Origin of the sequence: Streptomyces sp. NK15101 (assembly GCF_020400725.1) — a bacterium.
Taxonomy (GTDB): Bacteria; Actinomycetota; Actinomycetes; order Streptomycetales; family Streptomycetaceae; genus Streptomyces.
In genome coordinates, this window is the sequence record NZ_JAINVG010000031.1 from 48,199 (window position 1) to 74,404 (window position 26,206).

Genomic DNA, 26,206 nt, shown 5'->3' on the forward strand with positions numbered 1-26,206 from the left:
ATTGATCCCTGTTGGCCCCTATGCGAGATTCGGCGCACCGCAGTGCGGGACGACGGCTGCGGTCCGTCCGGATCCACAGGAATCGCTGCCGGGAGAGGTCTTCGAGATGCCGGTCCGACACACACCCGGGGAACGACTCGCGATGGAGAGGCGCACCATCGAGGTCATCCCCGACGCCGAGCGGCACGGCACGCCGCGCAGCCAGTTCACGCTGTGGTTCGGCGCCAACATGCAGATCACCGCGATCGTCGACGGCGCGCTGTCCGTCGTCTTCGGCGCCGACGCGCTGTGGGCGATACCGGCGCTGCTGATCGGCAACGTGCTCGGCGGCATCGTCATGGCGCTGCACTCCGCGCAGGGCCCGCGCCTCGGCGTTCCGCAGATGATCTCCAGCCGCGCGCAGTTCGGCGTCCACGGCGCGGTCCTGCCGCTGCTCCTGGTGATCCTCATGTACCTCGGCTTCGCCGCGACCGGCAGCGTCCTGGCCGGCCAGGCCCTGTCCGAGCTGCTGCACGTCGACGACACGCGGGTCGGCATCCTCGTCTTCGGCGTGCTGACCGCCGTGGTAGCGGTCACCGGCTACCGGCTCATCCACGCCGCCGGCCGGGTCGCCACCGTCGTCGGCGTGCTCGGCCTCGGCTATCTCCTCGTGCGGGTGTTCACGCAGTACGACGTCGGCGCGCACGTCGGGCTCAAGGGCTTCGAGACGGCGACGTTCCTGCTCGCCGTCGGGCTCGGCGCCGGCTGGCAGCTGACCTTCGGCCCGTACGTCGCCGACTACTCGCGCTACCTGCCGCGCGACACCAGCACGCGCGCGACCTTCTGGTCCACGTTCGCCGGCTCCGTGATCGGCTCCCAGTGGGCCATGACCCTCGGGGCGCTCACCGCGGCCGTCGCGGGCAAGGCCTTCCTCCCCGACCAGGTGGGCTTCCTCGGCGGCCTGGCCGGGCCCGCGGCCCTCGCCTTCCTGATCTACCTGGTGATCGTGGTCGGCAAGCTGACCGTCAACTGCCTCAACGCGTACGGCGGCTTCATGTCGATCCTGACGACCGTCACCGCCTTCGACGGCCGCTCGCGGATCTCGGCCGCCGCCCGCGCCGCCTACATCGTCGGCTTCACCGCCGTGTCGGTCGGCATCGCGCTGGCCGCCAGCGCCGACTTCCTGAACAACTTCAAGAACTTCGTGCTGCTGATCCTGATGGTGTTCACCCCGTGGAGCGCGATCAACCTGGTCGACTACTACCTGGTGTCCCGCGAGCGCGTCGACATCCCCGCCCTGTACGACCCGGACGGCCGCTACGGGCGCTGGAACGTCACCGCGCTGACCTGCTACCTCGTGGGCGTCGCCGTGCAGATCCCGTTCCTGGCCACGAAGCTGTACACCGGCGCGATCACGAAGAGGCTCGACGGCGCCGACATCTCGTGGATCGTCGGCCTGGCCGTCACCGCGGCGCTGTACTGGCTGTGGGTGCGGCGCACCGCCGACCCGCCCGCCGAGACCGTGCATCCGGCCGCCGACGGCGACCGGCCGACGGCGACCGTGGGCTGACCCGTACTCACCTCACCGGCACGACATCCGCCCACAGGGCGGCGGCGTCGGGCGAGAGCGGCGTGACCGCTCGGCCCGGCGCCTCGTCGTCCTCGTCCCACCACACGCCCTGCCCCGCGGCCAGCGGGCCTTCCCCGGCACCCGTCCGCCACTGGCCGCGCAGCACGTGGACCACCCCGGCGCGGCCGACGGCCGGCACGACGGGCCCGGTGACCCGGTCCACCCGGACCGCCGCGCGGCCGCGCCGCACCATGATGTTGAGGACCCGGCACGCGCCGCCCCGCAGCTCGGCGGCGAGTTCCAGGTCGCCGGGGAACGCGAGGGGCTCCTCCGCGCGCGCCGTCCGGTCGAAGACGCCGGGCGCCGTCAGCCGCACGCCGTCGCCCGCCAGGAGGGTCAGCGTCCGGTCCACCCCGGGAAACGCCGAGAACGGCCCGTCCCGGTCGATGTCGGCGACGCTCGCACGCCACCGGAACTCCTCGGCGCCCACCGGCCACGAGACGATCTCCCGGGTGGCGCCCCCGCCGTTGCGCCACCGGCCCGCCGTCAGGGTCTCGACATCGAAGCGGTGCATGGGGACTCCCGGGCTGCGTGCGGTACGGGTGCGGGTCACCCGTGCGGCCAACGATAGAGAGGGCCACGGACCGCATCCGGGCGGGTTCGTCCTCGCCCGGCCCGACGAACGGCCGGGGCCGTTCCGGATCTCTCCGGAACGGCCCCCCGGTCCGCGGCTTCGGAAAGCCGGGACCGACCCGCCGCGGCCGCGTCAGACGCCGGCCCGGCGCCTTCCCCGTACGCGGCGCGGGTACGGGAAGAGCCGCGGAGGGCGCTTCGCGGCCACGTCCTCCATCCAGCCGAAGGTCAGCACCAGCAGTCCGGTCAGGGGGATCGCCACCAGCAGCGGGAACCACTGGCTCATCAGCAGCCACTGGAAGTGCTCGTAGAAGAAGCCGACGGACCAGAGGGGGTCGATCAGCGGGATGGCGGCCACCAACGCGACCTGGTGCCAGAGGTAGACGCTGACCGCTCGTGAGTTGAGCAGGCTGATCAGGCCGTTCCAGCGTTCCAGCGGTCGGGGCCACTGTTCCCAGGAGGGACTGACGTGGAGCAGGAGGGCGACGAAGCCGAAGGACCACAGGGCCTGGGCGATCGGCCAGCTCTCGATGTCGGTGTGCACGGTCGGATCGACCGGTCGGGTCTGCAGGTACCACCAGCCGGCCACCATGATCAGCGGCGCGACGGACGGCAGGACGTACTGCGGGATCTTCTTGAGCAGGCCCTCCTGGTGGGCCATGCCGAGGATCCAGCAGGAGCCGAACATGGCGAAGTCGCTGAGGTTCTCCCAGACCCGGCCGTAGAGGAACTCCTGGTCGATGAAGAACGTGTTCAGCACGATCGTCAGCGCGATCGGCGCGGACAGCGTCACCACCGGCATCCGCCGCAGCGCCCACAGCAGCAGCGGTGAGAGCAGGACGTACCAGAGGTACGCGCGGAGGTACCAGAGCGGGACGACGACCTGCACCGCCCAGCCCTGCCCCACGAGATGGTCGAAACCGTTCAGTGATTCGGCGTACGGCGGAGTGCTCAGCGGCACGAGCCAGAACAGCAGCTTGCCCCACCACCAGTTGGGATGGCCCTCGGCCTCGGGCCCCCAGCCGTCGACGATCTCGAGGGTGAGGACGACCGCGCCGAACAGCCACATCGGCGGCAGCAGCCGGCGCAGACGGCCCCGGATGACGCCCAGGGCGGGACGGCTGAGCGAGCGTGTCATCAGCGACCCGGCCAGCGCGAACATCACGCCCATCGACGGGAAGACGACGGGCAGCCAGAACCAGCCGAAGTTGTGGTAGATCACCACACGGACCAGCGCCAGCGCGCGCAGCAGGTCGAGATAGCGGTCCCGGCCGCCCTTGCGCGGGGACGGTGTCGACGGCTCCGGCTCCGGCCGGGACTCCCGCCGCAGAGCGGTGGGGATCCTCAGCTGGACGGTGTCCTGGTTTCCCCTGAACTCGAAGGATGCGGTCATGGTCAGGCCTCCACCGGTGCGGCGACCTCGCCGGTGCGCCGGAGCTTCTGCCAGCGCAGCCGGCCACCGGTCAGCGCCGTGATCGTGGACTGCAGCAGGACGATGTACATCAGCTGTCGGTAGACCAGTTGCTGGATCGGCAGGCTGATCAGGTGCAGGGGCTTCTCGCCGTCGAGCCGGAAGGCGTACCAGGACAGCACGGCCTGGAGCAGGATGAAGCCGCCCCAGCTGGCGAGGGTGATCGGGGCGTCCGCGAACAGCACGCCGTACAGCAGGAACATGTCGACCAGCGGCGCGAGCAGCGGGGCGACCACGCCGAACATCACGACGAGGGGCAGCCCGAGCCGGCCGAAGCGCCCGGCCGGGCCGCGGGCGGTCACGGCGCGGCGGTGCTTCCACATCGCCTGCATGCTGCCGTAGCTCCAGCGGTACCGCTGGGACCAGAGCTGCTGGATGCTGGCGGGGGCCTCGGTCCAGGCGCGGGCGCGCTCGGCGTAGACGATCCGCCAGCCGTCGCAGAGCACCGCCATGGTGATGTCGGTGTCCTCGGCGAGGGTGTCGTCGCTCATCCCGCCGACCCGCTGCAGGGCCTCCTTGCGGAAGGCGCCGACCGCGCCGGGGATGGTCGGGATGACGTTGAGCATGTCGTACATCCGGCGGTCCAGGTTGTGGCCGAGGACGTACTCGATGTGCTGCCAGGCGCCGATCAGGCTGTCGCGGTTGCCGACCTTGGCGTTGCCCGCGACCGCGCCGATCCCCGGGTCGCCGAAGGGCTGGACCAGCTCGCGCACGGTGGACGGTTCGAAGACGGTGTCGCCGTCCATCATCACGATGATGTCGTGCGACGCGGCCGCTATGCCGGTGTTGAGCGCGCTGGACTTGCCGCCGTTGACCTTGCGGATCAGCCGGACGAACGGCAGGTTCATCTCCTCGACGATGTCCGCGGTGCCGTCCGTGGAGCCGTCGTCGATGACGATCACTTCGATCGGATGGTCACTGGCGATCAGGGAGTTGAGGGTGTTCGCGATGCACTCGCGCTCGTTGTACGCCGGGACGAGGACGGTGACCGGCTCGGTGACGGGTGGTCCCCACGCGTCCCGCCGCCGGGAGCGCCGGGCGTGGAGCGGCGCGAGGACGAGCATCAGCGCGAACCGGCCGAAGTTGAGGAAGCCGACGACGGCGAGCAGCGCGACCAGCGCCGGCAGGGTGAACACGGCGGCCTCGCTGGCCCAGATGAAGCACTTGCCCGCCCACAGCTGGTAGCCGTGCACCGGCACGGTGGCGTTGGTGGCGCCGAGCGCCTCGGAGACGGTGGCGAAGCGGTACCCCTCGCCCTTCAGCTTCACGATGATCTGCTCGAGCGCGGCGAGGGTCTCGGTACGGTCGCCACCCGCGTCGTGCAGCAGGATCAGCTCGCCCTCGCCGGGCTTGCGCGGCATCGCCGCCTTGACGATCGCGTCGACGCCGGGCCGCTTCCAGTCGTCGGTGTCGCGGTCGATGAACGCGGTGAGGTAGCCGTGGGAACCCACGTACTTGATCACCGGGTAGTTCCAGTCGTCGAGCGCCGAGGCGTCGGAGGAGTACGGCGGGCGGAACAGCGCGCTGTGGACGCCCGCGACGCCGGCCAGCGCCAGTTGCGTCTGCGCCAGCTCCCAGCTGATCCGGGCGTTGGACTGGTACGCCAGGTCGGCATGGGTGAAGGTGTGCACGCCGATCTCGTGGCCGCCCGCGACGATCTGCCGGATCAGTTCCGGGTGGCGCGTGGTCATCGCGCCGGTCACGAAGAAGTCCGCGCGGACGTCGTGGGCCGCGAGCACGTCCAGGATCTTCGGGGTCCACTCCGGCGAGGGGCCGTCGTCGAAGCTCAGGACCACGGTGCGCTTGGGGATCCGATAGCTCACCGGGTTCTTGTTCTTGTCGCCGCGGGCGTCGATGACCGGGCCGCCCTTGAGCAGGTTCTCCGGCACGGTCGTCTTGTCGACCGAGGTCGCGACCCGGGTGTCGTGGAACGCCTCGTTGGTGGCGAGGCCGCGCAGGACGAGGAGGCCGAGCAGGCAGGCCAGCAGGGACAGCGGCATGAAGAAGCGCAGCGGCGGCGCAGCCAGTCGGCGCGGTCTCAGCAGGGACTGCCGACGACGCTGGTGGCGGGACAAGGGCGCTCCTGGAAATGGGTGGTGCGGACGATCAGACACGCCCGGCCGGCCCACAGGCGTTGCTCCGGTCGGCACGATGGTCGCGGTATGTCATGGAATGTCGCGGCGTTCGGCGCGATGGCCGAACTTTTCGGGCGGGGCGTCGCGGAGCGCGCCCTCTAGAGCCAGGAGGGCGACAAGGGTCCCCTGGCGGGCAGGTACGAGGGCTTCGGCGGTATCTCCATCGCCGGGGCGTCCGACTGCATGCCGATCAGGCTGCTGCCCATGGCGGCCGCCAGGACCGCGCCGATCACGGAAACCGGCCAGCCGAAGCGCCGCAGCAGACGGCTGCGGAGGCCCGACTGGTCGACGAACACCGGTGCCGGAGCGGGCTCCTCGAAATACGATTCGGCCACGCCGGGCTGTGCCGGGTATATCGATCCGCGTTCGAAGGGCGTGGCGACTTGGCGCATCTTGTGTGGCCTTTTTGTGCAGGGACGTAGACCGCCGAAGCGTAGAGCGGACCGTAGCGCATGACCTGAATCGATTGGGGCGTGATGCACCTTTTTGACATGATCCGTTCGAACTCCGTAATCGGATCGGTATGTCGACGGGGGCGCTCCGGCCCGCGGACGGAGGAGTCGCGCACACGTGGCGGGTTGGCCAGAACCCTTCGCTAGGATGACCCCCCGAATCATGTGATCAGTGATTGATCCTCGTGCAACGGGCGTGTCCGAATACCGCCTTTACGCCCCAAGGAGCCCGTGTGAGCCAGCCCCGCCGCACCTCTCGTCGCCGCGCGTGGGCCGTGCTCACGCTGCCCGCCCTCCTGTGCGTACTCGCCGCGTGTTCCGCCGGCTCCGCCGCGTCCGGCGGGGGCGCCGACGCCGCCCCGCCCGCGCAGGAGGCCCCGCCGACCCCGTCCGGACCGCCGGGAACCCTGTTCGACAACTTCCACTACAGCGGCGCCGACGACCCCGCCCTCGCCGACCACGGCTGGGAGATCCGCACCGGCGGCGGCGGCCCGGGGATCAAGGACACCTGGTCCGCCGACGGCGCCGGCTTCCCCTCCGACACGACCGCCCAGGGGGGCAGGGTCCTGCGGCTGCGGTCCACCACCGACGGCACCGAGCAGGGCACCCGGCAGGTCGAGGTGCAGACCACCGGCAAGAACTTCTTCACGGGGACCTTCGCCGCCCGGGTCCACTTCGGCGACGAGCCCACGAGCGGCCGCGACGGCGACCACGTCGTCCAGACCTTCTTCCCGATCTCCCCCGCGGACTCCTCCGAGAACTACAGCGAACTCGACTTCGAGTACCTGCCGAACGGCGGCTGGGGTTCGGTGGGTCCGCAGCTCGACAACGTCAGCTGGTACAAGGCCGACCCGCCGGACCGGGTCCACAGCACCCTCAAGCGGCGCCTCGCGGGCTGGCACACCCTGATGATCACCGCCATGGACGGGAAGGTCACCTACTCGCTGGACGGCGAGAAGCTGTTCACCAGCTCCGGCAAGTACGTGCCGCGCGAGAAGATGGACATCCACTTCAGCAACTGGTTCATCGACCTCCCCTTCACCGGTGGCCCGCGCACCTGGGACGTGAAGGTCAACTGGGTCTACCACAAGGTCGACGAGGCCGTCTCCCCGGCGGACGTCCAGAAGACGGTGGACGGCTTCTACAGCGCCGGCACCGACTACGTCAACACCGTGCCGAAGGCCTGACCGCGCCCGCAGAACCGTTCCTCCCCCGTCCTCTTGTCAGCGGGTTCAACCCTCCATACCTTTGTGCAGCGAGTTCCCGGCTCAGCGGGCCCACCGGCCCGCCTGGGCCGTTTCCCCGCTCCTCAGCGCACGACAAACCATGGAGGCGTCACATGCCCTTAGCCGTGCCGGGTCTTCTGGAAGCCGACGGAATCCGCGATGCGGGCCCGCTGGAGATCGACGACGAGGCGATCGCGTTCGAGGACGACGACCGCAGCGACCGCGAGCACACCGCGTGTCTCGCCGACCCCTGGGTGACCGCCACCACCCGCTTCGCCTGCGACCTGAACTCGTAGCGGTGGCCGTCTCCATCGCCGGCCGCAGCGGCTGGTCGGACGACACCTGGTCGTATCTGAACGATCCGCGGATGCCGGCGATGGAGCACGGCTGGAAACTGCACGTCTCGGCGCGCCCCGGCGAACTCGACGCCGTGACCCGGCTCGTGCTCCCGGTACTGTCCCGGCACGTCTGCCACGCGAAGTTCGCCCGTGACCCGGAGACGCTGCGCCGCCTCAACTCCGGGGTGGTGAGCGCCGGAGCCGTCGGCAAGGCGATCACCGTCTACCCCGTGGCCGACGCCGTGGTCGAGGTCGCCCGGGAACTCGCCGCCGTACTGCGCGACCGGGAGGGCCCGCGGATCGTCAGCGACCGGCGGGTCGACCCGAGGGCCCCCGTCTACTACCGCTACGGCCCCTTCACGGGCGACTACCGGACCGGCCGCAGCGGGCGGCTCGAGTCCGTCATGACCGGGCCGGACGGCCGGATCTTCGACGGCCTGGCCGTCGGCCGCTACCGGTGCCCGCCCTGGGCCGAGGACCCCTTCGCGAGCGGCCCCGGACCCGGCGACGAGCAGTCCGCGCCCCGCTTCGGCGGCGGACGCTACACGGTCACCGCCGGCATCGCGCGCGCACCCCGGGGCAACGTCTACCGCGCGGTCGACCTCACCCTCCGGCGGCCGGTGGTGGTCAAACAGGCGAGGGCCTTCATGGGCGAGGACGAATACGGTACGGACGCCCGCCACCGGCTGCGCAACGAGCGCACGGTCCTCACCGCGCTCGACGGCGTCACGGGCGTGCCCCGCGCACTGGACTACTTCGCCCACGAGTCGGACGAGTACCTGGTGATGAGCAGCTGCGGCGACCGGGACCTGCGCGGGGAGGTCCTGCGGAACGGCCCCTACCGGGACGACGGCACCGGTCCGGCGCGCGCCCTGTCCGCCCTCGCCTCCCGGCTCCTGCGCGTCCTGGACGCGGTCCACGGCCGGAAGGTGGTCGTCCGCGACCTCAAGCCCGACAACGTCGTGCTCGACGACTCGGGACCCGGTCACTGCCACGTGATCGACTTCGGGATCAGCGAGTGGGACGGCGCCGGCCCGGGAGGATCGACCCCCGGATACAGCGAGCCGGTTCTGCACGCGACCGGACCGGCCGCCCCCGCCGACGACCACTACGCCCTCGGCGCGACCCTCTTCTTCGCCGCCACCGGCCTGGACCCGGTGATCGTCGACACCGACCACGAGGTCAACCGGGACAGGACCCTGGCCTGCCTGGCATGGGCACTGCCCGGGCGCGCCCACCGGGACATCCGGTCGTCGATCACCGGCCTCCTGAGCTTCGACCCGGTCGTACGGACCGCCGCCGCCGACCGCCTGCGCACCGGCACGGCCGGAACCGCACGCCGGCCCGCGCGTCCCCGGATCGACAGCGACCTCCTGGACGAGATCGTCGAGCACACGACCGCGTACTGCGTCGGTGAAGCGCACGCGATCGTGGACCCGGTGCGGGCCGCGCGGCTGAACGTCCCCACCTCGATCGACGTCTACGGCGGCAGTTCGGGACTCGGCCTCGAACTCCTCCACCACGCGCACCGGCCCCAGGTGCGTTCCGCCGTCACCGCGCTGGCGCGGTGGACGGCGGAGCAGTCCAGGAACCTGCCGCCCGGCTTCTACACGGGACGCACCGGCGTCGAACTCTTCCTCGCGGAGGCGGAGTCGGGTACGGACACGGACGCGGACGCTCGGCCCGGGCACCCCGTCCTGCCGGAGCGCGCCCCGGACGGCGGGCCTCCGGAGGCGGACCTGATCGCGGGCGCCGCCGGAATCGGCCTCGGCCGGCTGCTGCTCGCCCGGCACGCCCTCCGGGCCGGTCACCCGCACGCCGCGGACCGGCACCTCGCCGTCGCCGCCGACTGCGACCGGATGCTGGCGTCGGGCACCGCACGGCTGACCCCGACGGGTTCGGAGACGGCGGGCGGCGCCGCGCTCCGCGAGGGCATCGCGCACGGCGAGGCGGGCGTCGCCTGCTTCCTGCTCGAGTACGGCGGCGCGACCGGGGACCCGGACGCGATCAGCCGCTCCGAGAAGGCGGCCGCGCGTCTGGCCGCCGTGACCCCGGACGTCATCGCGGCGGCCGCCGAACCGGGGGCGACACGCCGCTACGGTTCGTGGTGCCGGGGCCTGGCCGGCATCGGGACCGTGCTCGTCCGGGCCGCCGAACGCCTCGACGAGCCCGCGTACCTCGATCTCGCCCGGCGGGCCGCGCGCGCCTGCGCCGCACTGGCACCGCGGATGCCGCTGGTCACGCAGTGCTGCGGACTGGCCGGGGTGGGCGATCTGATGGTGGACGTCGCGGAGGCGTCCGCGTCCGAGGAGTTCCGGGACGCGGCCGAGACCGTCGCCCTGCTCATCCTGAGCCGCAGCGGCGGCACGTGGTCCCGGCCGGTGTTCCCGGACACCGGCCTCACCCGGCCGAGCGCCACCTGGGCCGGCGGCTCCGCGGGCGTGCTGGCCTTCTTCAGGCGGCTGCGCGACGGCGGCGGTCCGCGGCTCGGCCTCGTCGCCTGACCGTGCCGCGGGCGTCGCGGCTCTCTCCCCCCGGGCCGGGGTCCGTCCCCGGTCTCCCTCCGCCCGGAGGAGCATGACCGACCCGGCCCTGGTGACGGCGGGACCGGACTGCGGCAGGCCGGCCCGGCCTGCGGTGGGGCGGCCCCGAAGGAGCCGCCCCACCACCGAGGCGTCCGGGACACGCGGCTCAGAGCCGGGGGCCCAGCTGCCCACAAGCCGTGACGAACGAGATCAGTTCGTTCACCTTGTCCGACTTGGCGTCCACCGCGCGGTTGACGACCTTCACCAGGTGGTCATAGGCCTCGGTGTGGTCGTACCGCGCCGTGTCGGCGATCTTCAGGGCCCAGCGCCAGTACCCGCGAATGGTGTCCGCGAGCGGCATCCGGAACTCGGCGATCACTTCGCGGATCGGGTCCACCACCGCGTCCCCGTGACGTTCCAGGTAGCGCCCGACCATGTCCGCGAAGAACGAGAAGTGCCGGGCCTCGTCCCTGCTGAGCCGGACCAGGACCTCCTTCAGGACCGGATCGCCGACGACCTGGCGCAGGTGCTGGTAGTAGATCTGGGTGGCCTTCTCCTGCACCAGGGGGTAGACGAAGAACTGGACCGCCTGCGAATAGGGCAGTTCGAATTTCTTCCGTCCCTCGTCGGCCAGCGAGGCCCAGAGGTCCTGCTGCTCGGCGATGCCGGTGGCCAGCTGGTAGCGGGCCAGTGCACGTGCGTGGGTGTCCTCCTCCTGTGCCCAGCGGACGGTGAAGTGGTACAGCTCCCGGTTGTGGATGTACGTCTCGCGATCGACGCTGTCGTCCACCGGGAAGTTCTGCTCGTACAGCGCGAAGTAGCCGGGCAGGTGGTCCTCGATGATGGTGACGAACTGCACCGCCGAACGCTCGCCATCGGTCAGCCGGCCGGCGTCGGCCCGGGACCAGTCGAAGCTGAAGTCGGTGTCCCAGCGCTTCGCCGGGGGCGAGGTGCGCAGGAAGGCGCCGACCGCCGCGTCCACGTCCGTGGCGGGCAGCAGCGGTCCGCCGACCTGGGCGGGCCTCCACCTGGCGGGTATGGCGTCGGTCTCCGTCAACGTGCCCTCCATCAGCGGGATTTGGCGAGGGTCAGTGCGTAGTGCTTGGTGGTGTAGCCCCATCCCGCGTTGGCCGTCTTGAGATAGCGGGTCAGCTGCTCGGACAGGCCGGGCTCGATCTCGTCCAGGCGTGCCGCGTTGCGCTCCACGTTGGCGAGCCAGTCCTCGATCGTGCGCCAGTAGCCCTCGGTCAGGTCGTCCACGGCGACGACCGAGAACCCGGCGTTCTCCGCGCCGCGTACCAGGTCGGAGAGCGGACGCATGTCGCCCCAGCCGAAGATCGAGTCCCGTACGAACACGGAGTTCTCGCGCTCGGCGAACTCGGCGCGCTTGGCGTCGTTGCGGTAGCAGCTCTCGGACACGTACATGCGGCCGCCCCGCTTGAGCGCCGCCCAGGCCTTGCGGTAGACCGCGTCCAGGTCGGGCATGTGGACGATCGACCCGAGCATGGTGATCGCGTCGTAGGAGCGCGGTTCGAGCTCCAGGTCCTCGATCTGCCCGATGCGGGTGGTCACCTGGCCGGTCAGGCCCATCGCGGCGGCCTGCTCGGCGATGTAGGCGTGCTGGTTGGGCGCGGGGCTGATGCCCGTCGTGGTCGCGCCGTACTCGGCCGCCATGAAGAGGATCAGGGAGCCCCAGCCGCAGCCTATGTCGAGCAGTCGACCGCCCTGCCGGATGCCGAGCCGGTCGGCGACGTAGTGCAGCTTGTTCTGCTGGGCCTGGTCGAGGGTGTCCTCGTCGGTGCGGTAGATCCCGGCGCTGTACTTGCGGGTGCGGTCGAGGTACAGCTCGAAGACCCTGGGGTCCTGGTCGTAGTGCTGGTTGGTCTTCGGTTCGGCCGGTTCGATGTGGTCGACGGTCATGGGCGGTCAGCCCCGCTCGGCGATGAGGGCGGCGACGGCGTCGGCCACGTCGTCGATCGTCTTGAAGCCGAAGACCTGGTCGTCCTCCAGCTCGATGTCGTACGCGCGCTCGATCCGGGCGACGGACCGCAGCACCTTGACCGAGTCGGCGCCCTCCACCGAGGTGAGGTCGCGGTCGGGGGTCAACTCGGCGGCCGGGCGGCCGAACTCGGCGGCGACCAGGTCGGTCACGGTGCTGATGATGTCGCTCTTGGTGGGGGCCTGGGACATGCTCGTTCTCTCCTCGTACGGTGTCTCTGCGGAAGGGTCGTGCTCGGCGCCGGCCGTGCTCGGTGGTCAGTCGTCGCGCAGCGCGGACAGCGCCTCGTCCACCAGCCGGGCCTCGTCGTCGGACATCGCCATCCGGGCCTTGGTCTGCTCCGGCGTCACCGGCTGGTAGGAGCCGGTGACGAAGACGACGGCCTGCCCGGCGGCGTCGGTGATCTGGGCGTGTGCCGTGTGCGGGCCCTTGTCGCCCGCCACCGCGTCGGTGCTCGCCGTGCAGCGGTACGTGGCGCCGATCCGGAGGGGCTCGACGTAGCGGGTGCGCATGCTGGTGGTGAAGACCGAGACGCCCAGGCGGAGCACCAGCAGATTGCCCATGATCTCGTCGCAGACCGTGGCGGACATCCCGCCGTGCACCACGCCCGGGTAGGACTCGAAGGTGCGGTCGAACTCGAGGGTGCATTCGATGCCGCCGTCCGGCGTGTGCCGGAACTGGAGCCGCAGACCGCGCTCGTTGGCCGGCGAGCAGCCGAAGCACTGGTAGTCCGGCAGGACCCGCCAGGGCAGCTCGACCGGCTCGCCGCCCCGCGGGTCCGCCTCCGTGGTGGGCGCGGTCACGCGGCGATCACCTCGGCCAGCGCGCGGCGGACCTTGCCGTTGCTCGACAGGTCCATGTCCACGATGGTGCCGAACACCTTGCGGATCTTCCCCTGGAGCTCCAGCAGCTCGTCGGCGTCGGCGATGCGCTCCAGGAACAGCTCGAAGGCGGTGTCGATGGTCTCGTGGTCCTCCAGCTCGGTCAGCTCGCTCTTGAAGATGCCCACGGGGTGCTTGATGCGCTTGTCCGAGGTGTAGACGTAGAGCGTCTCGAGGACCGAGGCCGTCTCCTCGGGGTGCCGGAGCAGCCGCTCCTTGCAGTAGTGGATGAACTCGCGGGCGTGCCCGGCCTCGTCCCGGCTGGCGTTCAGGAGAAGGGTGTTGAGGACCGGCTCGTCGACCGCGCTCGCCACCCTGCGGTAGATGTGGTTCACCGTCAGCTCGGAGATGATGTTGGTGGCCAGGGTCGCGGACGGGGTGATGCCCGGGGCGTACGGGGCCCGCATGGCCGCCACCGCCGCGTCGTCCACCTTCTCGCCGATGGCGTCGAGCCAGGCCTTGAACATGTAGTGGTGCTGGACCTCCTGGTTGCCCCAGACCACGGCGAAGGTCGAGAAGTCGTAGTCGTCGACGAACTCGTTGAGGAAGCCGTGCACGGCGGCGATGACGTTCGACTCGCCCATCACGGCGCTCTTGGCGATCGTCACGTACTCGGGCTTGACCTTGTCCTTGTCGACGGCGGAGAAGTCGATGTCGGTCAGCTTCCAGTGGTTGCGCTCGTACTGCGTGAAGACGTCGTAACTGTGCATCGGTTCATCCCTTGGTCGTGGCAGTGAGCTGCGGCGGTGAGCCGGTTTCAGCGGCCGTTCGCGAAGTCGCTCCTGGCGGCGAGCCGCTGGAGCTTTCCGCTGGTGGTACGCGGCAAGGTGTCCGGGGCCACGAGCACGACGTGCAGGTCGTGCAGGCCCAGGGCCTTGCGGACCAGGGCGCGCAGGCGCTCGGCCGAGGCGGGGTGCTCCGCCTCGGGGCGGTCGGTCTCCGCGACGAGGACCATGAACTCCCGCTCGCCGTGCCGCTCCTGGCCGCGGTCGCGCTCCTGGTGGACGAAGGCCACGCAGCGGCGTCGGTGCACGGCCTCGTCGGTCCGTACGGCGCTCTCGACGTCGTCCGGGTAGTAGTTGTCGCCGCGCAGGATGAGCATCTCCTTGCGGCGCCCGGTGATGTGCAGTTCGCCGTCGGCGAGGTAGCCGAGGTCGCCGGTGCGCAGCCAGCCGTCGGCGGTGAACGGCTGGGTCAGGGTGCCGGCGTCGTCGACGTACCCCGCCGTGACGGACGGGCCGCGCAGCTGCACCTCGCCGACCGACCGGTCGTCGAGCGCGACGCCGCCGTCGCTGTCCGGATCGGCGATCCGGAGGTCCATCCCGAGCACCGGGCGGCCGACGCCGACCAGGCCGCGCGCCCCCGGTGCCGTCCGCTCGACCGGTACGGCGACGCCCCGCTCGGCGAGCGCCGCGCGGTCCACCCAGTCGAAGCGCGGACCGCGCCCGAGCGGTGGGAAGGTCACCGCGAGCGTCGCCTCCGCCAGGCCGTACACGGTCAGCATCACGCGCGGGTCGAAACCGGCCGGGGCGAAGTGCCCGAAGAACGTCTCGAGCGAGTCCACGGCGATCGGTTCGGCTCCGTTGAACGCCACCCGCCAGCGGGACAGGTCGTACGACGCGGCCTCGTCGGCCGGCACGGCCTCCACCAGGTAGTCGTAGGCGAAGTTGGGCATCGGGCTGACGGTGTAGCCGCCGTCGGCGAACTGCCGCAGCCAGCCCGCGGGGTCCTTGACGAAGGCCGAGGGCCGCCAGATGGTGCAGGGCACGCCGGTCAGGATGCCGGTGAGCGTGCCGAACAGGCCCATGTCGTGGAAGAGCGGCAGCCAGCTGGAGTTCCTGTCGGCGGGCGTGAGCCTGATCCCGTCGCGGATCGCGCGCAGGGTGGCGAGGACGTTGGCGTGGGTCAGACGGACGCCCTTGGGGTGCGAGGTGCTGCCCGAGGTGTACTGGAGGACGATCTCGCACTCGGCGGCCACGTCCGCGCCGCTCACCTCGTCCGCCTCGTCCTGTCCGCCCTGGGCCAGGATCTCGGCCGCCCCGAGCACCCGGCGGCCCGGGAGCGCCTCCTCGATGAAGGGCAGCATCTTGGCGAGGCGGCTCGAGACCACCACGTCCTTGATCCCGGCGTCGTCGAGCACGCCGACCAGCCGGGCGGCGCCCTCCCGCGAGTGCATCGGCAGCGGACACACGCACGCGCCGAGGCGGCTGAGCGCGAAGAGGATCAGCAGGAAGTCCGGCTCGTTGGTGGACAGCGCGCCGACGCGGTCTCCCCTTCCTATGCCCAGGCCTTGCAGGTGTGCCGCGATCCGCCGGGACCGCGCGCTCAGTTCGGTCAGGCTCAGCGCTGTCCTGTCGGCCGGGAAATCAACGGTGACCTCCCCGTGTTCGACGGCGATCTCGTCAAGGGCGGTGTGCAGTGTCGGTTCGTCCATCGGCTTCCCCCTCTCGTACGACGGCGTACGACGGCATGCGTCACCAGGACGTCCATGCCGCCCGTACGGCGTTGATGTCGATGCCACTGGTGTCGTCGTCGACCAGTGGCCTTGCGTGTGTCGAGGTGCTGGGGCGCAGCTCCCAACGGCCGTCGGTGCCGGTGTGGTGCGGCGTCCACCAGGAGAGGCGGACGGCGGCGGGCACCGTTGCCGCGGTGACCGCCAGGTGACGGCCGCCGAGGTCCACCACGCGCGTGCGCAGTCCGGCCGGCCGGCCGCGCCAGGTGGCCTCGGCCCACTGCCGGCCGGGGTGGCCGGTGAAGTGGATCGTGGAGAGTCCGGCGCGCAGCCCGTGTCCGAGCGCCTTGGCCACGCTCTCCTTGGCCGCCCACAGGCGCCGTGCCCCGTCCGGTTCGGAGAGGAGCGCGCGATCGGCGCCGCCGCAGAAGCGGTCGGCGACCTCGCGCAGCGCGTCCTCTCCGGTGTCCTCGACGTCGATCCCGCACGGGCCGGTGCCGAGCACCAGCGCGAGCAGCCCGCTGTCGTGACTGACGTTGAAGCACGGCCACCGCGTCGGCGTCCCGGCGGGCCGTGGGCGGCCGTCGGCGTCGGTGACGACGGACACCCGGTGCGCGGGCAGGCCGGTGGCCCGGCTCAGGACGGCCCGGACGAGCAGCCGGGACGCCTGTGCCTGGGTGCGCCTGCGGCCCGGAGCGTACCGGTCGCGCAGCGCCGCGCGCTCCGGCTCGGGCAGCTCGGGCGGGCCCTGTTCCGCCGCCGCGTACACGGCGGACAGAGCCGCGAGGTGGATGTGGAGGGATGGGGCATGGTGCGGTCCGGCGCCCGTTGGTGGTGCCATGTGGTCCCCGCCGGCGGTGCCGTGGACTATGCCGGTGTCCGACCGCCGGCCGTGGCGGGCAGCGTGGCAAGTCCGCGGAACTGCAGGTTGTCGGCGCGCCAGTGGTACGGGCGGGCCTCGTCCAGTGCGAGTTCGGGCACCCGGCTGGTCAACTCCCGCAGGACGCAGGCCCCTTCCAGTCTGGCCAGGCCGGCCCCGATGCAGAAGTGCACGCCGGTGCCGAGCGCCACGTGCCCGGTCTCGGTGCGGGTCACGTCGATGCGGTCCGGGTCGCTGAAGTGCGCCGGGTCGCGGTTGGCCGATCCCCTTACCAGGTAGACCAGTTGGCCTTCCTTGATGGCCGTGCCGTGCAGTTCGATGTCGCGGGTGACCAGGCGGTGGGTGAGCTGCACCGGGCCGTCCCAGCGGAGGATCTCCTCCACGGCGGCCGGGATGAGCTGCGGCTGGGCCTTGATCAGCTCCCACTGGTCCCGCTGGGTGAGGAGCCCGCGCAGCCCGTTGCCCATCATGTCGACGGAGGTCTCGTACGTGGCCACCAACAGCAGCAGCAGGTTCGAGCAGAGCTCCTCGTCGCCGAGCCGCTCGCCGTCCTCCTCGGCCTGCACCAGGCGGGAGATCAGGTCGTCCTTGGGGTCCCGTCTGCGCTCGGCGATCACCGCGCCCAGGTAGTCCATCATCTGCTGCAGCGACCGGACCGCCGGACCTTGCGTGCCGAGCAGGTCGGGGGCTCCGCCGAGGAAGATCTTGATGGTGTCGCACCACTGGGTGATGAGCGCACCGTCCTCCTCGGGAAGGTCGTAGAGGGCGAGGAGCACACCGGCCGGCACCGCGTAGCTGAGGTCGGGGATCAGGTCGAAGCCGTCCGCCTTCTCCAGCATGGCGTCGACGAGCCGGGTCACGATCCCCGCCACCCGCGGTTCGAGCAGCCGTACGTCGCGCGGGCTGAAGCCCTGGTTCATCAGCTTGCGCACCCGGGTGTGCTGGGGCGGGTCGAGCATCCACATCCACTGCTCGGCGAGCGAGAGGAAGCGCCTCATCGCGGGAGAGGGATCGGCCCCGCCACGGGCGGCGAGGAGGTGGATGCGCCGGGACGAGAAGGTCTCGTGATCGCGCAGCGCCGCGTTCACGTCGTCGTAGCGGGTCAGCAGGAAGCCGTTGAGCTGGTCGTCCCAGTGCACCGGATCGTGCTCGCGCAGCAGCGCGTACGTGGGATAGGGGTCGGCGAAGACCTCAGGGGTGAGCAGCTTGAGGCCACTGGTGGGGAGTTCGACGGACATGGGTCAACTCCCCTCGTCCGCAGGGGCGTTCAGCAGGCCGTCGGCCATCGTGCGGGGCATCTCGGCGATGCCGGTGCCGGTCAGCACGGGAGTGCCGGCGCCGTTGACCACGCTGATCTCGCAGGTGATCAGCGCCTGGTCCGCGGGCGGCTCCACGGCCTCGGCGGAGTCTTCCCCGGCGTCGGTCCCGGTGGCGCGGACGGTCGCCGTGACGGTGTCGCCCGCGTAGACCGGGGCGAGGAAGGTGAGGGAGAGGTCCCTCATGTGCACGCCGGGCTCGGCGAGCAGGGGAACCACGGAGAGGGTGAGCGCACCCTGGGCCATCCGGCGGTCGCCGTGTCCACCCATGTGGTGCGCGCCCAGGTCGCCGGTGAGGCGAGCGCAGACGTCGATGTCTTCGGCGCGTAACGTGCGCGTGTTGGTGCGGGTGGTGCTCACGGCAGAACCATCCGTTCTCTCGAAGCGCTGTGCGTGACGATCGCTGCGGGTTACGCGCTGACGATGAGGCCCTTGCTGCGGCCGGTGATCACGACCTCGTCCCCGCACCGGATGCGTGCGTCGAAGGCGATCTTGGTCATCCCGTCGGTCGGCTCCAGGCGGGTGACCTCCAACTCGGCGACGATCTCCTCGTTGCGCCCCAGCGGCCGGGTGGCCCGCCAGTCCATGCGCTGCGAGAGGTAGTCGAGGTCACCGCCGAGCTTGGTCAACGGCGCGACGGTCAGTACGTACGGCAGGTGCTCGGGCAGCGATTCGGTCGGCGCGCCCGCCAACTCGTAGTAGTCGTGCACCTCTTGGTCGGTGTACTGCTTGGCCCAGGTCAGCACGGTGCCGACGGAGATGTCTCCGTGGACGGCGTTCTTGATGGCGATGGACGACAACATCCCCTCCAGTACGGGAGACCGACGTGGCGAAAGATGGCCGGTCGCTACCTACTGGTAGGTAGCGGCCCGTTCGAATCATGCCTCACGGGGCGGTCGCGCGTGAAGGCGTTCCATGATTGTGCCCTGCGTCACATGTGGCCTGATCGCTGCCGCGCCGGGACCGCTCGCACCGGACCGGACCGGGGACGGCCGGGGCGAGCCGGATCGGCCTCAGCCGACGAAGTGGAACGCCGGCCGGGGGTGCATCAGGAAGTCGTGGTGGGAGATGTTCCACGCGTACGCGCCCGCCAGGGCGAACGCCACCCGGTCCCCCGCCCGCAGCCCCGGCGCCGGAACGTGCCGGGCGAGGAGGTCCTTGGGGGTGCACAGCTGGCCGGTGAGGGTGACCGTTCCGGACCGGGCGGCGGGCCGGGGCCACGGGTGGGGCCAGGCGTCCACGGGCAGCACCGAACAGGGCTGGTCGTGGCCCTTGGTCGCGGGGGTGCGCAGGTGGTGGGTGCCGCCGCGCACCACGGCGAAGTCCTCGCCGTGGCTGCGCTTCACGTCCAGGACCTCGGTGGCGTACCAGCCGCAGTACGCGCTCAGGGCACGGCCCGGCTCGATGCGCAGGGTCAGGTCCGGGTGGTCCTCCACGAGGCGGGCGAGGCCCTTGCCGTAGGTGGACCAGTCGAAGCGGCGGTCGGGGGTCGTGTAGTCGACGTGCATGCCGCCGCCGACGTTCACCTCGGCGAGGCGGACGCGGTGGCGGCCCGCGAGCTCCGTGGCCCAGCCGACCACCGACCCGGCGACGCCGATCTGCTCCTCCGCCTCCAGGCCGCTGGCCAGGTGGGCGTGGACGCCCAGGAGCCGCAGGTGCGGGAGCGTACCGCCGGTCAGCAGGGCGACGGCGGTGTCGGCGTCCGAGGGATCGAGGCCGAACGGGGTCGGCCGGCCGCCCATGGCGAGCGAGCTGCCCTCCAGGGAGGCGGCGGACAGCGGCAGGTTGAAGCGGAGGAGGACGCCGACCGGTGTGTCCGGTGCCCGGCGGGCGGCCAGATCGGCGAGCACGCCCAGTTCGTGGAGGCTCTCGACGTGGAAGCGCTCCACGCCGAGGTCCAGGGCCGCGCTGATCTCGGCCGGGGTCTTGCCGGGGCCGCCGAAGGCCAGGGGCCGTCCTGGAACCGCGCGGTTCACGTGGGCCAGCTCGCCGCCCGACGACACCTCGTAGCCGTCGGCGTACGGCGCGAGGGCGGCGAGCAGCTCCGGTTCGGGGTTGGCCTTGGCGGCGTAGTAGAGCTCGACGCGCTCGGGCAGCGCGGCCCGTACGGACGCGGCGTGCTCGCGCAGCGCCGCCAGGTCGTAGACGTAGGCGGGCAGGCCGTCGGAGGGCAGGTCGAGGACGAGGTCGCGCACCGGGCGGGTGAGGGCGGTCATCGGGCGTTGCTCCACGAGTCGTCGGCGGCCTCGGACAGCACGTCCTCGGCGAGCGGGGAGGGCAGGCGGACGTAGCCGGCCTCTCGGTCGGCCTTGCGTTCCCAGCGGGTGAGGAGGTTGGCCTTGGCCGGCAGCGGCACGCCGGCGAGGAGGGCGGCGAGCCGGGGCGGACGGCCGTGGCGGTCGGCGTACTCCTGGAGCGTGGCGCGGACCTGGGCCCACAGGGCGGGCTCGGTCTCCGGGCACAGATCGGCGACGGCGGCCAGCATCTCGGCGATGTGGTTGACGAACAGGCAGTACGCGACGCGGTCCCAGCCGCGCTCCGCGTCGTACGTCAGGGGACCGGCCACCTCGGCGGGCAGCGTGGCGAGGGTCTCGGCGTGGTGCTCGGGCACCAGCTTGGTGCCCTCCAGGTCGCGGAAGACGACCTGCGCGGGCATGCCGTCGTCGTCGACGCAGACGACCACGTTCTGCAGGTGGGGCTCCAGGACCAGGCCGTGGTCGAAGTAGGCCGCCAGGACGGGCGGGACGAGGAGCCTGAGGTAGGCGGTCCACCACTCCAGTGCGGCGCCGGGGCCGGCGCCGTCGAGGAGGCGGGAGATGTGGCCGGGGCCGCTGGGGTACTCGTCGGCGACGGCGGCGGCGAGGAGGGGGGTGGTGCCGGGCAGGATCCGGGCGGCGAGCCCCTCGCGGACGATCACGCCGAAGCCTTCGAGCAGGGCGCGGTCGGGGACGCCGTCGGGTCCGGGCAGGGCCAGGCTGCGGTAGGCGGGCTCGCGGAGCATGGCGCTGCCGGGGAACCGGTCGGTGAGCCCGTCGAGGACGGGGGCGAGGAGCCGGGTCAGGGCCACGGCGCCGGTGAGCTCGTAACTGGCGTTCTTCCGCAGGCAGTTGGTGATGCGGACGTTCAGGCTGAACTTGAGGAAGGTGTCGCCGTCGTAGAGGGTGCGCACGGAGGCCGTGGCGGCGAAGGGGTCGCCGCCGGTCCCCAGGTCCAGGACGTCGCCGCGGTCGAGTGCGGCACGCAGGCCGGGGTGGTCGCTCAGCATCTCGTACTGCCACGGATGCGCGGGCAGCAGCCGGTAGCCCTCCGGCACGCCGTCGGCGAGCCGGTCCAGGGGCGCGAGGGCGGCCGGTCCCGCGGTCTCCTCGATGACCAGGCTCTCGCGGACGGCGAGGTGGCGCAGCGGGAAGACGGCGCCGACCTCGGGGGCGTACGCGAGCCAGGAGGCGGCGTCCCCGGTACGGGCTTTGGGGGTGGGGTGGAAGCGGTGCCCGAAGAGCAGGGACTGCTCCGAGGCGAGGTAGGTGTCCCGGGCCGCCGCGCCGCTCGCGCGGGCGTCGAGCGCGGCCGTGACGGCCTGGTGGCTGGAGGCGATCTGGTCGAGGAACTCGTCGTTGCGCACGCCGGTGCGCAGCGACAGCTCGTCCTGGACGTGTTCGGCGAGGCGCCGCCAGTCGATGTGCTCCCAGTCGCCGTCGCGCTGCTCGTGGACGGGGCCGGTGAAGCGGTGCGCGCCCAGCAGGGACGTACGGCGCAGCGCCACGCGGAGCAGCACGCCGCGGCGGGGCAGGCGCAGCAGCAGGTGGCCGTCGCTCGCGGCCGTCTGGTGCTCCGGTCCGGACACCTCGCGCAGCAGGCAGTTGAGGAGGGTGTGCGCCACGGCCGTGTCCGCGTCGGGGAGTCCGGCCGGGGCGGCGGGGCGGCGGGCGGCGCCCTGGGTTCGGGGCAGCGACATCAACGGCTCCAGCGGTGGCGGAGGGCGGTCACGACGGGGAAAGCGGTGGGAACGATCGTGGCCAGGGCCACGGCGGTGCCCGTGAGGACCGGGGCGGCCGGTCCGAAGAAGCTGTTGCCGACGGCGGCGGCGATGCCCGCCGCCACGGCGCCGGCCTTCGAGAAGAACTCGAGCGAGCCGAACATGCTGCCGGGAGCTCGGCCCTTGGCGCAGTCGGCGGCCAGCACGGAAAGGCAGACGAGCCCCAGGGTGAGGCCGGCTCCGAGCACGAGGCGTACGGCGGTGAGGGCGGCGAGCGAGTCGGCCGCGCCGTGTCCGGCGAGACCGAGCGCGATGCAGAGGAAGCCGACGGCCAGGCCGAGCCGGGGACGGGGGTGGAACGCCTTGTGCACCGCCATCGCCGTGGCCAGGTAGCACAGGTGCGGCAGGGCGAAGAGGACTCCGGAGACGGCCGGGGAGGTGCCGGGAAGCCGTTCCTCGATGAGCGAGACGAGGTAGGGGAAGGAGATGACGGTGGAGAAGACGAACGCGAACTCCAGGGCGTAGAGGCCCCGGAGGGAGGCCGCCGGTGCCGTCTCCGCCTCCGGTGCCGGGGCCGCCTCCGTGTCCCCGTCCGTCTCCGGTGCCGACGCCCGGGTGCGCCGCCCGCTCCGCGACTCCGGCAGCGCGCAGATCAGCAGGGCGGCGGTGAGCGGAAGCACCGCGAGCAGGGCGTACTGCCGGTGCGGGGACAGCCAGGGCGACAGGGAGCCGACGACGATCGGCGCGACGACGAGGGCGGCGCGCGCCGCGCCCTGCATGAGGGTGAGCGCCTTCGACAGGGCCGGCCCTTCCAGCGCCGCGCCCAGGTAGCCGTTGGACGCGGCGAACGTGCCGCCGAGGATGCCCTGGAGGACGAGCGCGGCGGTGAAGGTGACGATCGAGTCGGACCAGCCGGCGAGGAGGAACGACACGGCGAGCCCGAGCTGGGCGCGCAGCAGCAGCCGCTTGCGGCCGTAGCGGTCCGCGAGACGGCCCCAGAAGGGCGCGCCGACGGCGCCGAAGACGGTCGGGACGATGTAGAGCACGCCGGCCCAGCGGGCGGTGGGATCGCCGAGTCCGGGCAGGATCTGGGTCAGGAAGGGCGGCAGGCCGAGGGCGGCGAAGGACGCCACGAAGTAGCACCCGGCCACGGCGTGCACCTGACGACGGGCGAGTAACGGCGCGTTCGTGACGGGCACGACGGACACGCCCGTACGTTTCGTCGGGGCCGATGTGGTGCTCATCGACCTTTCTCCCTCAGGTAGTTGGGACCGGTTGTGTAGTGCTTGTTGATGTCGGCGGCGCCCGACCGTTCCTTGGACAGCAGCGTTCCGGCGGTGACCATGGCCTTGACCGGGAGTTCCGGCGCGTCCAGGAGGTGCGCGCGGAGTACGGCGCCGGGCTCGCCGGGACCGGTTCCCAGCCGTTCGACGGCTTCGGTGAGCCGGTCCCGCACCAGCGCCAGCAGTGTCGGAAGCGGGGCGCGGCCGTACCGGGCCAGGCCGAAGGCGTAGGCGCCCGCGCACAGGTGGACGGTGATGGTGGTGAACAGGTCGGTGACGGCCCGGTCGTCGTCGCCGAGGACGCGGGGGTCGTCGAACGCCGCCGGGCCGGTCGCGTCGGCGCCCAGGGCGTCGGTCAGGCGGCGGGTGTTGATGCGCGGGCCGTCGTTGTCCTTGAGCAGCAGCCGGAGCCGGCTGCCGCCGTCCGTCTGCCGGTCGAGGACGAGCGAGATGTTCTGCTGGTGCGACTCCAGGGCGATGCCGTGGCCGAAGAGCGTGGTCTGCCAGTCGAGCAGCAGGCTGAGCACGGCGTCGAGCAGGGCCACCGGGTCCCCTCCGTGGAACCGGTCCGCGAGGTGATCGATCACCAGCCGGCCTCCGGGGGCCTCGCTGAGCAGCGCCGCCATGGGGACGACGACGGAGTCGTCGAGGCCGGCCGGGTAGCGGCGGCACAGGACGGCGAGGAGCTCGTGTCCGGCGTGTGCGTACACCGTCTCATCGGCGTGCAGGATCGTTTCCCGGAACCGTGGCTCCCGGGCGATCACGGTTTCGAGGAGTCGCTGACCCGCCGCGCCGTCCACGAGTGTTCCGGGCTTGATGGTGCGTCGGTTGCGCAGCCCCAGGGTGGCGGTGGCCAGTGGCAGCTTGAGGTGCAGGGACGGTTCTTCGGCCAGGGCGACGGTCCGCATGGAGAGCGTCGGCACGACCTCCAGATACGGGCGGGGGGCGAGCACCGCGCGCTCGTGCAGGCCGGACGCCCGCAGCGCCTCCTCCAGCGGCGCGCCCGCCGTCAGCGGATGGACGGGCAGCGCGAGATGGGTGCGGGCGAGCCCCGGCAGCCCCAGGTCGGCCGGCGAGGGCCAGCGGGCGGGCAGGCGTCCGACGCCGTCCGGAACCGTGACGGCCTCACGGGGGACGGCGACCCAGCGCAGGGCGAAACGGGGGTGGAACTCGGGTGCGTAAGCCCGTACTTGGCCGTCGTCCAGGCCCGAGCGGCCGCGTGCCGTCGGATACACGGGATGGTCGAGACGGGCGGCGAGGGCGTCGTGCGCGAGCCCGCCGGCGTAGCCGGTCCAGCGGGCCGGGTCGTCGCCGTAGAGGCCGGTGAGCCGGGCGGCGGTCTCCTCGCGGGTCCGCTCGTGCAGTCGCATGGTGGCGAGGGTCTGCCGGCACTCCTCGGCGTACGCGTCGAAGCCGGGGTGGTCGACGGGCTCGGCCAGGGCCTTGAGGGCGGCGAGGACCGTGTCGTACGTGGTGAGCGTGCTGCCGTCCGACTCCCGGACGAGCAGCGGGAGCCGGGCCGCGTGGGTGCTCTGGAAGCCGTCCTCGGTGACGGGCATCAGCAGGGCGTCGGCGTCCTCGGTGGCGCGGCGCAGCCATGGGCCGTCCGTCCGCCGGACGAGGGTGCTCCGGCTGCGCAGTCCGACGACGTCCTCGCGCAGCAGTGCGGACAGCACCCGCAGCAGGAGCTCCCGTTCGGCGGTGCCCCGGTCGCGGGCCGCCTCGGCGAGGCTCGTCACGGCGCGATCTCCCAGCGCTGCGCGGCCAGGAAGTCCGCGGCGACCCGGTCGACGGTCGCCTGGTCGGTTCCGGTGGCCCGCAGCACGCCGAGGTAGTCGCGGTTGGTGTGGTGGAGCTCGTGCCGCTCCCCGATCCCGCGCAGCGGGCGGTAGGTCAGCTTCACGCCGTCGACGTCGAGGTCGACGGGGCCGGGGGCGGACCGAAGCGTTCCGGCGGTTTCGGCGCAGGGGTACTCCAGGCGGGCGGCGCCGTCGGCGCGGGCCCCGAGGTCGGCGGGGAGCGGCTCGCCGAGGTGGGTGCGCAGGATGTGCTCGAAGAGCGGGATGCCGAGGAGCTGGGCGAGCAGCAGGTCGCACTGGTCGCCGATGGCCCGGTAGTTGACCTCGATGAGGCGGGCGCGGCCCTCGTGGACGACGAACTCGGTGTGACAGGCGCCGAAGCCGACGCCGAGGGCGTCGAGCTGGGCGAGGACCTGCTCGACGACGGGCTCGGGGTGGGCGGGGACGAAGGTCAGCCGCTCCTCGACGAAGTACGGCGGCGGCGACAGCTCGGTGTGGAATCCGCCGAGGACATGGCGGAGGCGCCCGTCCCCCAGCGTCTCCAGGGTGTACAGCTCGCCGGCCAGGAACTCCTCCACCACCAGCGTCACTTCGGGGCGCCGGGCCTGTATCTCCTTGCAGCGGACGAGGAGTTCTTCGGCGTCGTGGACGAGGACCACGTCCTCGCTCGCGACTCCCTCGCGCGGCTTGACCACGCACGGGTAGGGCACGTCGAGCGGGGCGAGCGCGGAAGGGTCCTGGCCGGCCGGGAGTTCGGCCGACCGGACGGTGTCGGCACCGGTCAGCGCCAGGTGGCGGCGCATGTGCGCCTTGTCCTTCGTGCGCAGGGCGGCCCGCCAGTCCTTGGCGGGCAGGCCGAAGTACTCCGCCGCCAGCGCGGCCTGCGTCTGCAGGTGGTCGCTGTTGGTGAAGACCGCGTCCGGCCGCTCACCGGTGGGGATCCGGGTGATGACGGCGCGGAAGTCGCGCACGTCGCACTCCAGGACCTCGATGTCCGGGCAGGCCCGGCGGTGGGGGTCCGGCTGGTCCGTCAGAACCGTGACGTCGAGGCCGAGCCGGGCCGCCGCGGGGAGGAACCCTTCGGTGACCGAGTCGGTGGGGTTCAGGGCGAGCAGGTACAGCCGCATGGGAATGCCGGGGCCTTCCGGAGAGGGGAGGGTGCGGGGCACGTCCGCGCGCACACGCGGCCCGTGACGCCGAGTTTAGGTTAGGCAACCCTAAGGAATCAACCCGCCCGGCGGCAACGACGGTGAGAACGCGCCCTTTTGGCGTGTCGATCTCTCCCTGCCCC

23 protein-coding genes are annotated in these 26,206 nt (G+C 71.9%); 4 read left to right on the top strand and 19 right to left on the bottom strand.

The window, feature by feature from the left end:
* The first annotated feature begins 106 nt into the window (after positions 1-106).
* Positions 107-1,549, top strand: coding sequence for a cytosine permease (locus tag K7G60_RS18460; protein ID WP_225802026.1), 1,443 nt, complete (start codon positions 107-109; stop codon positions 1,547-1,549).
* 7 nt (positions 1,550-1,556) lie between these two features.
* Here K7G60_RS18460 and K7G60_RS18465 read toward each other — a convergent pair whose 3' ends face one another.
* From K7G60_RS18465 to K7G60_RS18480, 4 genes are all read right to left on the bottom strand, one after another.
* Positions 1,557-2,123 (bottom strand): HutD family protein, encoded by a 567-nt coding sequence (locus K7G60_RS18465; protein WP_225802027.1) that lies wholly within the window; start codon positions 2,121-2,123, stop codon positions 1,557-1,559.
* 192 nt (positions 2,124-2,315) lie between these two features.
* Positions 2,316-3,575 (bottom strand): acyltransferase, encoded by a 1,260-nt coding sequence (locus tag K7G60_RS18470; protein WP_225802028.1) that lies wholly within the window; start codon positions 3,573-3,575, stop codon positions 2,316-2,318.
* A 2-nt stretch (positions 3,576-3,577) separates the two neighbouring features.
* On the bottom strand, positions 3,578-5,653 hold the full coding sequence (locus K7G60_RS18475; RefSeq protein ID WP_225802055.1) for a bifunctional polysaccharide deacetylase/glycosyltransferase family 2 protein: 2,076 nt from the start codon (positions 5,651-5,653) through the stop codon (positions 3,578-3,580).
* 233 nt (positions 5,654-5,886) lie between these two features.
* Positions 5,887-6,123 carry a hypothetical protein gene (locus K7G60_RS18480; protein WP_225802029.1) on the bottom strand — a complete coding sequence of 79 codons (237 nt, stop codon included), beginning with the start codon at positions 6,121-6,123 and terminating at the stop codon, positions 5,887-5,889.
* 350 nt (positions 6,124-6,473) lie between these two features.
* Between K7G60_RS18480 and K7G60_RS18485 the strand changes: the two genes are divergently transcribed.
* From K7G60_RS18485 to lanL, 3 genes are all read left to right on the top strand, one after another.
* Positions 6,474-7,427, top strand: a complete 954-nt coding sequence (locus K7G60_RS18485; protein ID WP_225802030.1) for a glycoside hydrolase family 16 protein — start codon at positions 6,474-6,476, stop codon at positions 7,425-7,427.
* Positions 7,428-7,579: 152 nt separating this feature from the next.
* On the top strand, positions 7,580-7,762 hold the full coding sequence (locus tag K7G60_RS18490; RefSeq protein ID WP_225802031.1) for an SflA family class IV lanthipeptide: 183 nt from the start codon (positions 7,580-7,582) through the stop codon (positions 7,760-7,762).
* 2 nt (positions 7,763-7,764) lie between these two features.
* Positions 7,765-10,308, top strand: a complete 2,544-nt coding sequence (gene lanL, locus K7G60_RS18495; protein ID WP_225802032.1) for a class IV lanthionine synthetase LanL — start codon at positions 7,765-7,767, stop codon at positions 10,306-10,308.
* Between the two features lie 187 nt (positions 10,309-10,495).
* On the opposite strand, the gene K7G60_RS18500 is transcribed toward lanL, so the two are convergent.
* From K7G60_RS18500 to K7G60_RS18570, 15 genes are all read right to left on the bottom strand, one after another.
* On the bottom strand, positions 10,496-11,386 hold the full coding sequence (locus K7G60_RS18500) for an acyl-ACP desaturase (protein ID WP_225802033.1): 891 nt from the start codon (positions 11,384-11,386) through the stop codon (positions 10,496-10,498).
* An 11-nt stretch (positions 11,387-11,397) separates the two neighbouring features.
* Positions 11,398-12,249 (bottom strand): cyclopropane-fatty-acyl-phospholipid synthase family protein, encoded by an 852-nt coding sequence (locus K7G60_RS18505; protein WP_225802034.1) that lies wholly within the window; start codon positions 12,247-12,249, stop codon positions 11,398-11,400.
* Between the two features lie 6 nt (positions 12,250-12,255).
* Entirely contained in the window at positions 12,256-12,519 is a 264-nt protein-coding gene (locus K7G60_RS18510; protein WP_225802035.1) for an acyl carrier protein, read from the bottom strand.
* Between the two features lie 66 nt (positions 12,520-12,585).
* Entirely contained in the window at positions 12,586-13,131 is a 546-nt protein-coding gene (locus K7G60_RS18515) for a PaaI family thioesterase (protein WP_225802036.1), read from the bottom strand.
* Positions 13,128-13,919: a ferritin-like domain-containing protein gene (locus K7G60_RS18520; RefSeq protein ID WP_225802037.1), complete on the bottom strand. Its 792-nt coding sequence runs from the start codon at positions 13,917-13,919 to the stop codon at positions 13,128-13,130. Before K7G60_RS18520 ends, K7G60_RS18515 begins: the two co-directional genes overlap by 4 nt.
* A gap of 47 nt (positions 13,920-13,966) precedes the next feature.
* Positions 13,967-15,643 (bottom strand): AMP-binding protein, encoded by a 1,677-nt coding sequence (locus K7G60_RS18525; protein WP_225802038.1) that lies wholly within the window; start codon positions 15,641-15,643, stop codon positions 13,967-13,969.
* 40 nt (positions 15,644-15,683) lie between these two features.
* A complete protein-coding gene (locus K7G60_RS18530; RefSeq protein WP_225802039.1) occupies positions 15,684-16,502 on the bottom strand; it encodes a 4'-phosphopantetheinyl transferase superfamily protein in 819 nt (272 codons plus the stop codon).
* A 26-nt stretch (positions 16,503-16,528) separates the two neighbouring features.
* On the bottom strand, positions 16,529-17,779 hold the full coding sequence (locus K7G60_RS18535) for a cytochrome P450 (RefSeq protein ID WP_225802040.1): 1,251 nt from the start codon (positions 17,777-17,779) through the stop codon (positions 16,529-16,531).
* Between the two features lie 3 nt (positions 17,780-17,782).
* Positions 17,783-18,217 carry a hypothetical protein gene (locus K7G60_RS18540; protein ID WP_225802041.1) on the bottom strand — a complete coding sequence of 145 codons (435 nt, stop codon included), beginning with the start codon at positions 18,215-18,217 and terminating at the stop codon, positions 17,783-17,785.
* A gap of 50 nt (positions 18,218-18,267) precedes the next feature.
* Entirely contained in the window at positions 18,268-18,660 is a 393-nt protein-coding gene (locus K7G60_RS18545) for a hypothetical protein (protein WP_225802042.1), read from the bottom strand.
* Positions 18,661-18,870: 210 nt separating this feature from the next.
* Entirely contained in the window at positions 18,871-20,073 is a 1,203-nt protein-coding gene (locus tag K7G60_RS18550) for a type III PLP-dependent enzyme (RefSeq protein WP_225802043.1), read from the bottom strand.
* A complete protein-coding gene (locus tag K7G60_RS18555; protein WP_225802044.1) occupies positions 20,070-21,812 on the bottom strand; it encodes an IucA/IucC family siderophore biosynthesis protein in 1,743 nt (580 codons plus the stop codon). The genes K7G60_RS18550 and K7G60_RS18555 overlap by 4 nt, the downstream gene beginning before the upstream one ends.
* Complete coding sequence (locus tag K7G60_RS18560; protein WP_225802045.1) at positions 21,812-23,077, bottom strand: MFS transporter; 1,266 nt, start codon at positions 23,075-23,077, stop codon at positions 21,812-21,814. Before K7G60_RS18560 ends, K7G60_RS18555 begins: the two co-directional genes overlap by 1 nt.
* Positions 23,074-24,855, bottom strand: coding sequence for an IucA/IucC family protein (locus tag K7G60_RS18565; RefSeq protein WP_225802046.1), 1,782 nt, complete (start codon positions 24,853-24,855; stop codon positions 23,074-23,076). The genes K7G60_RS18560 and K7G60_RS18565 overlap by 4 nt, the downstream gene beginning before the upstream one ends.
* Positions 24,852-26,042, bottom strand: a complete 1,191-nt coding sequence (locus tag K7G60_RS18570; protein WP_225802047.1) for an acetyl-CoA carboxylase biotin carboxylase subunit family protein — start codon at positions 26,040-26,042, stop codon at positions 24,852-24,854. Before K7G60_RS18570 ends, K7G60_RS18565 begins: the two co-directional genes overlap by 4 nt.
* Between the last annotated feature and the right edge of the window lie 164 nt (positions 26,043-26,206).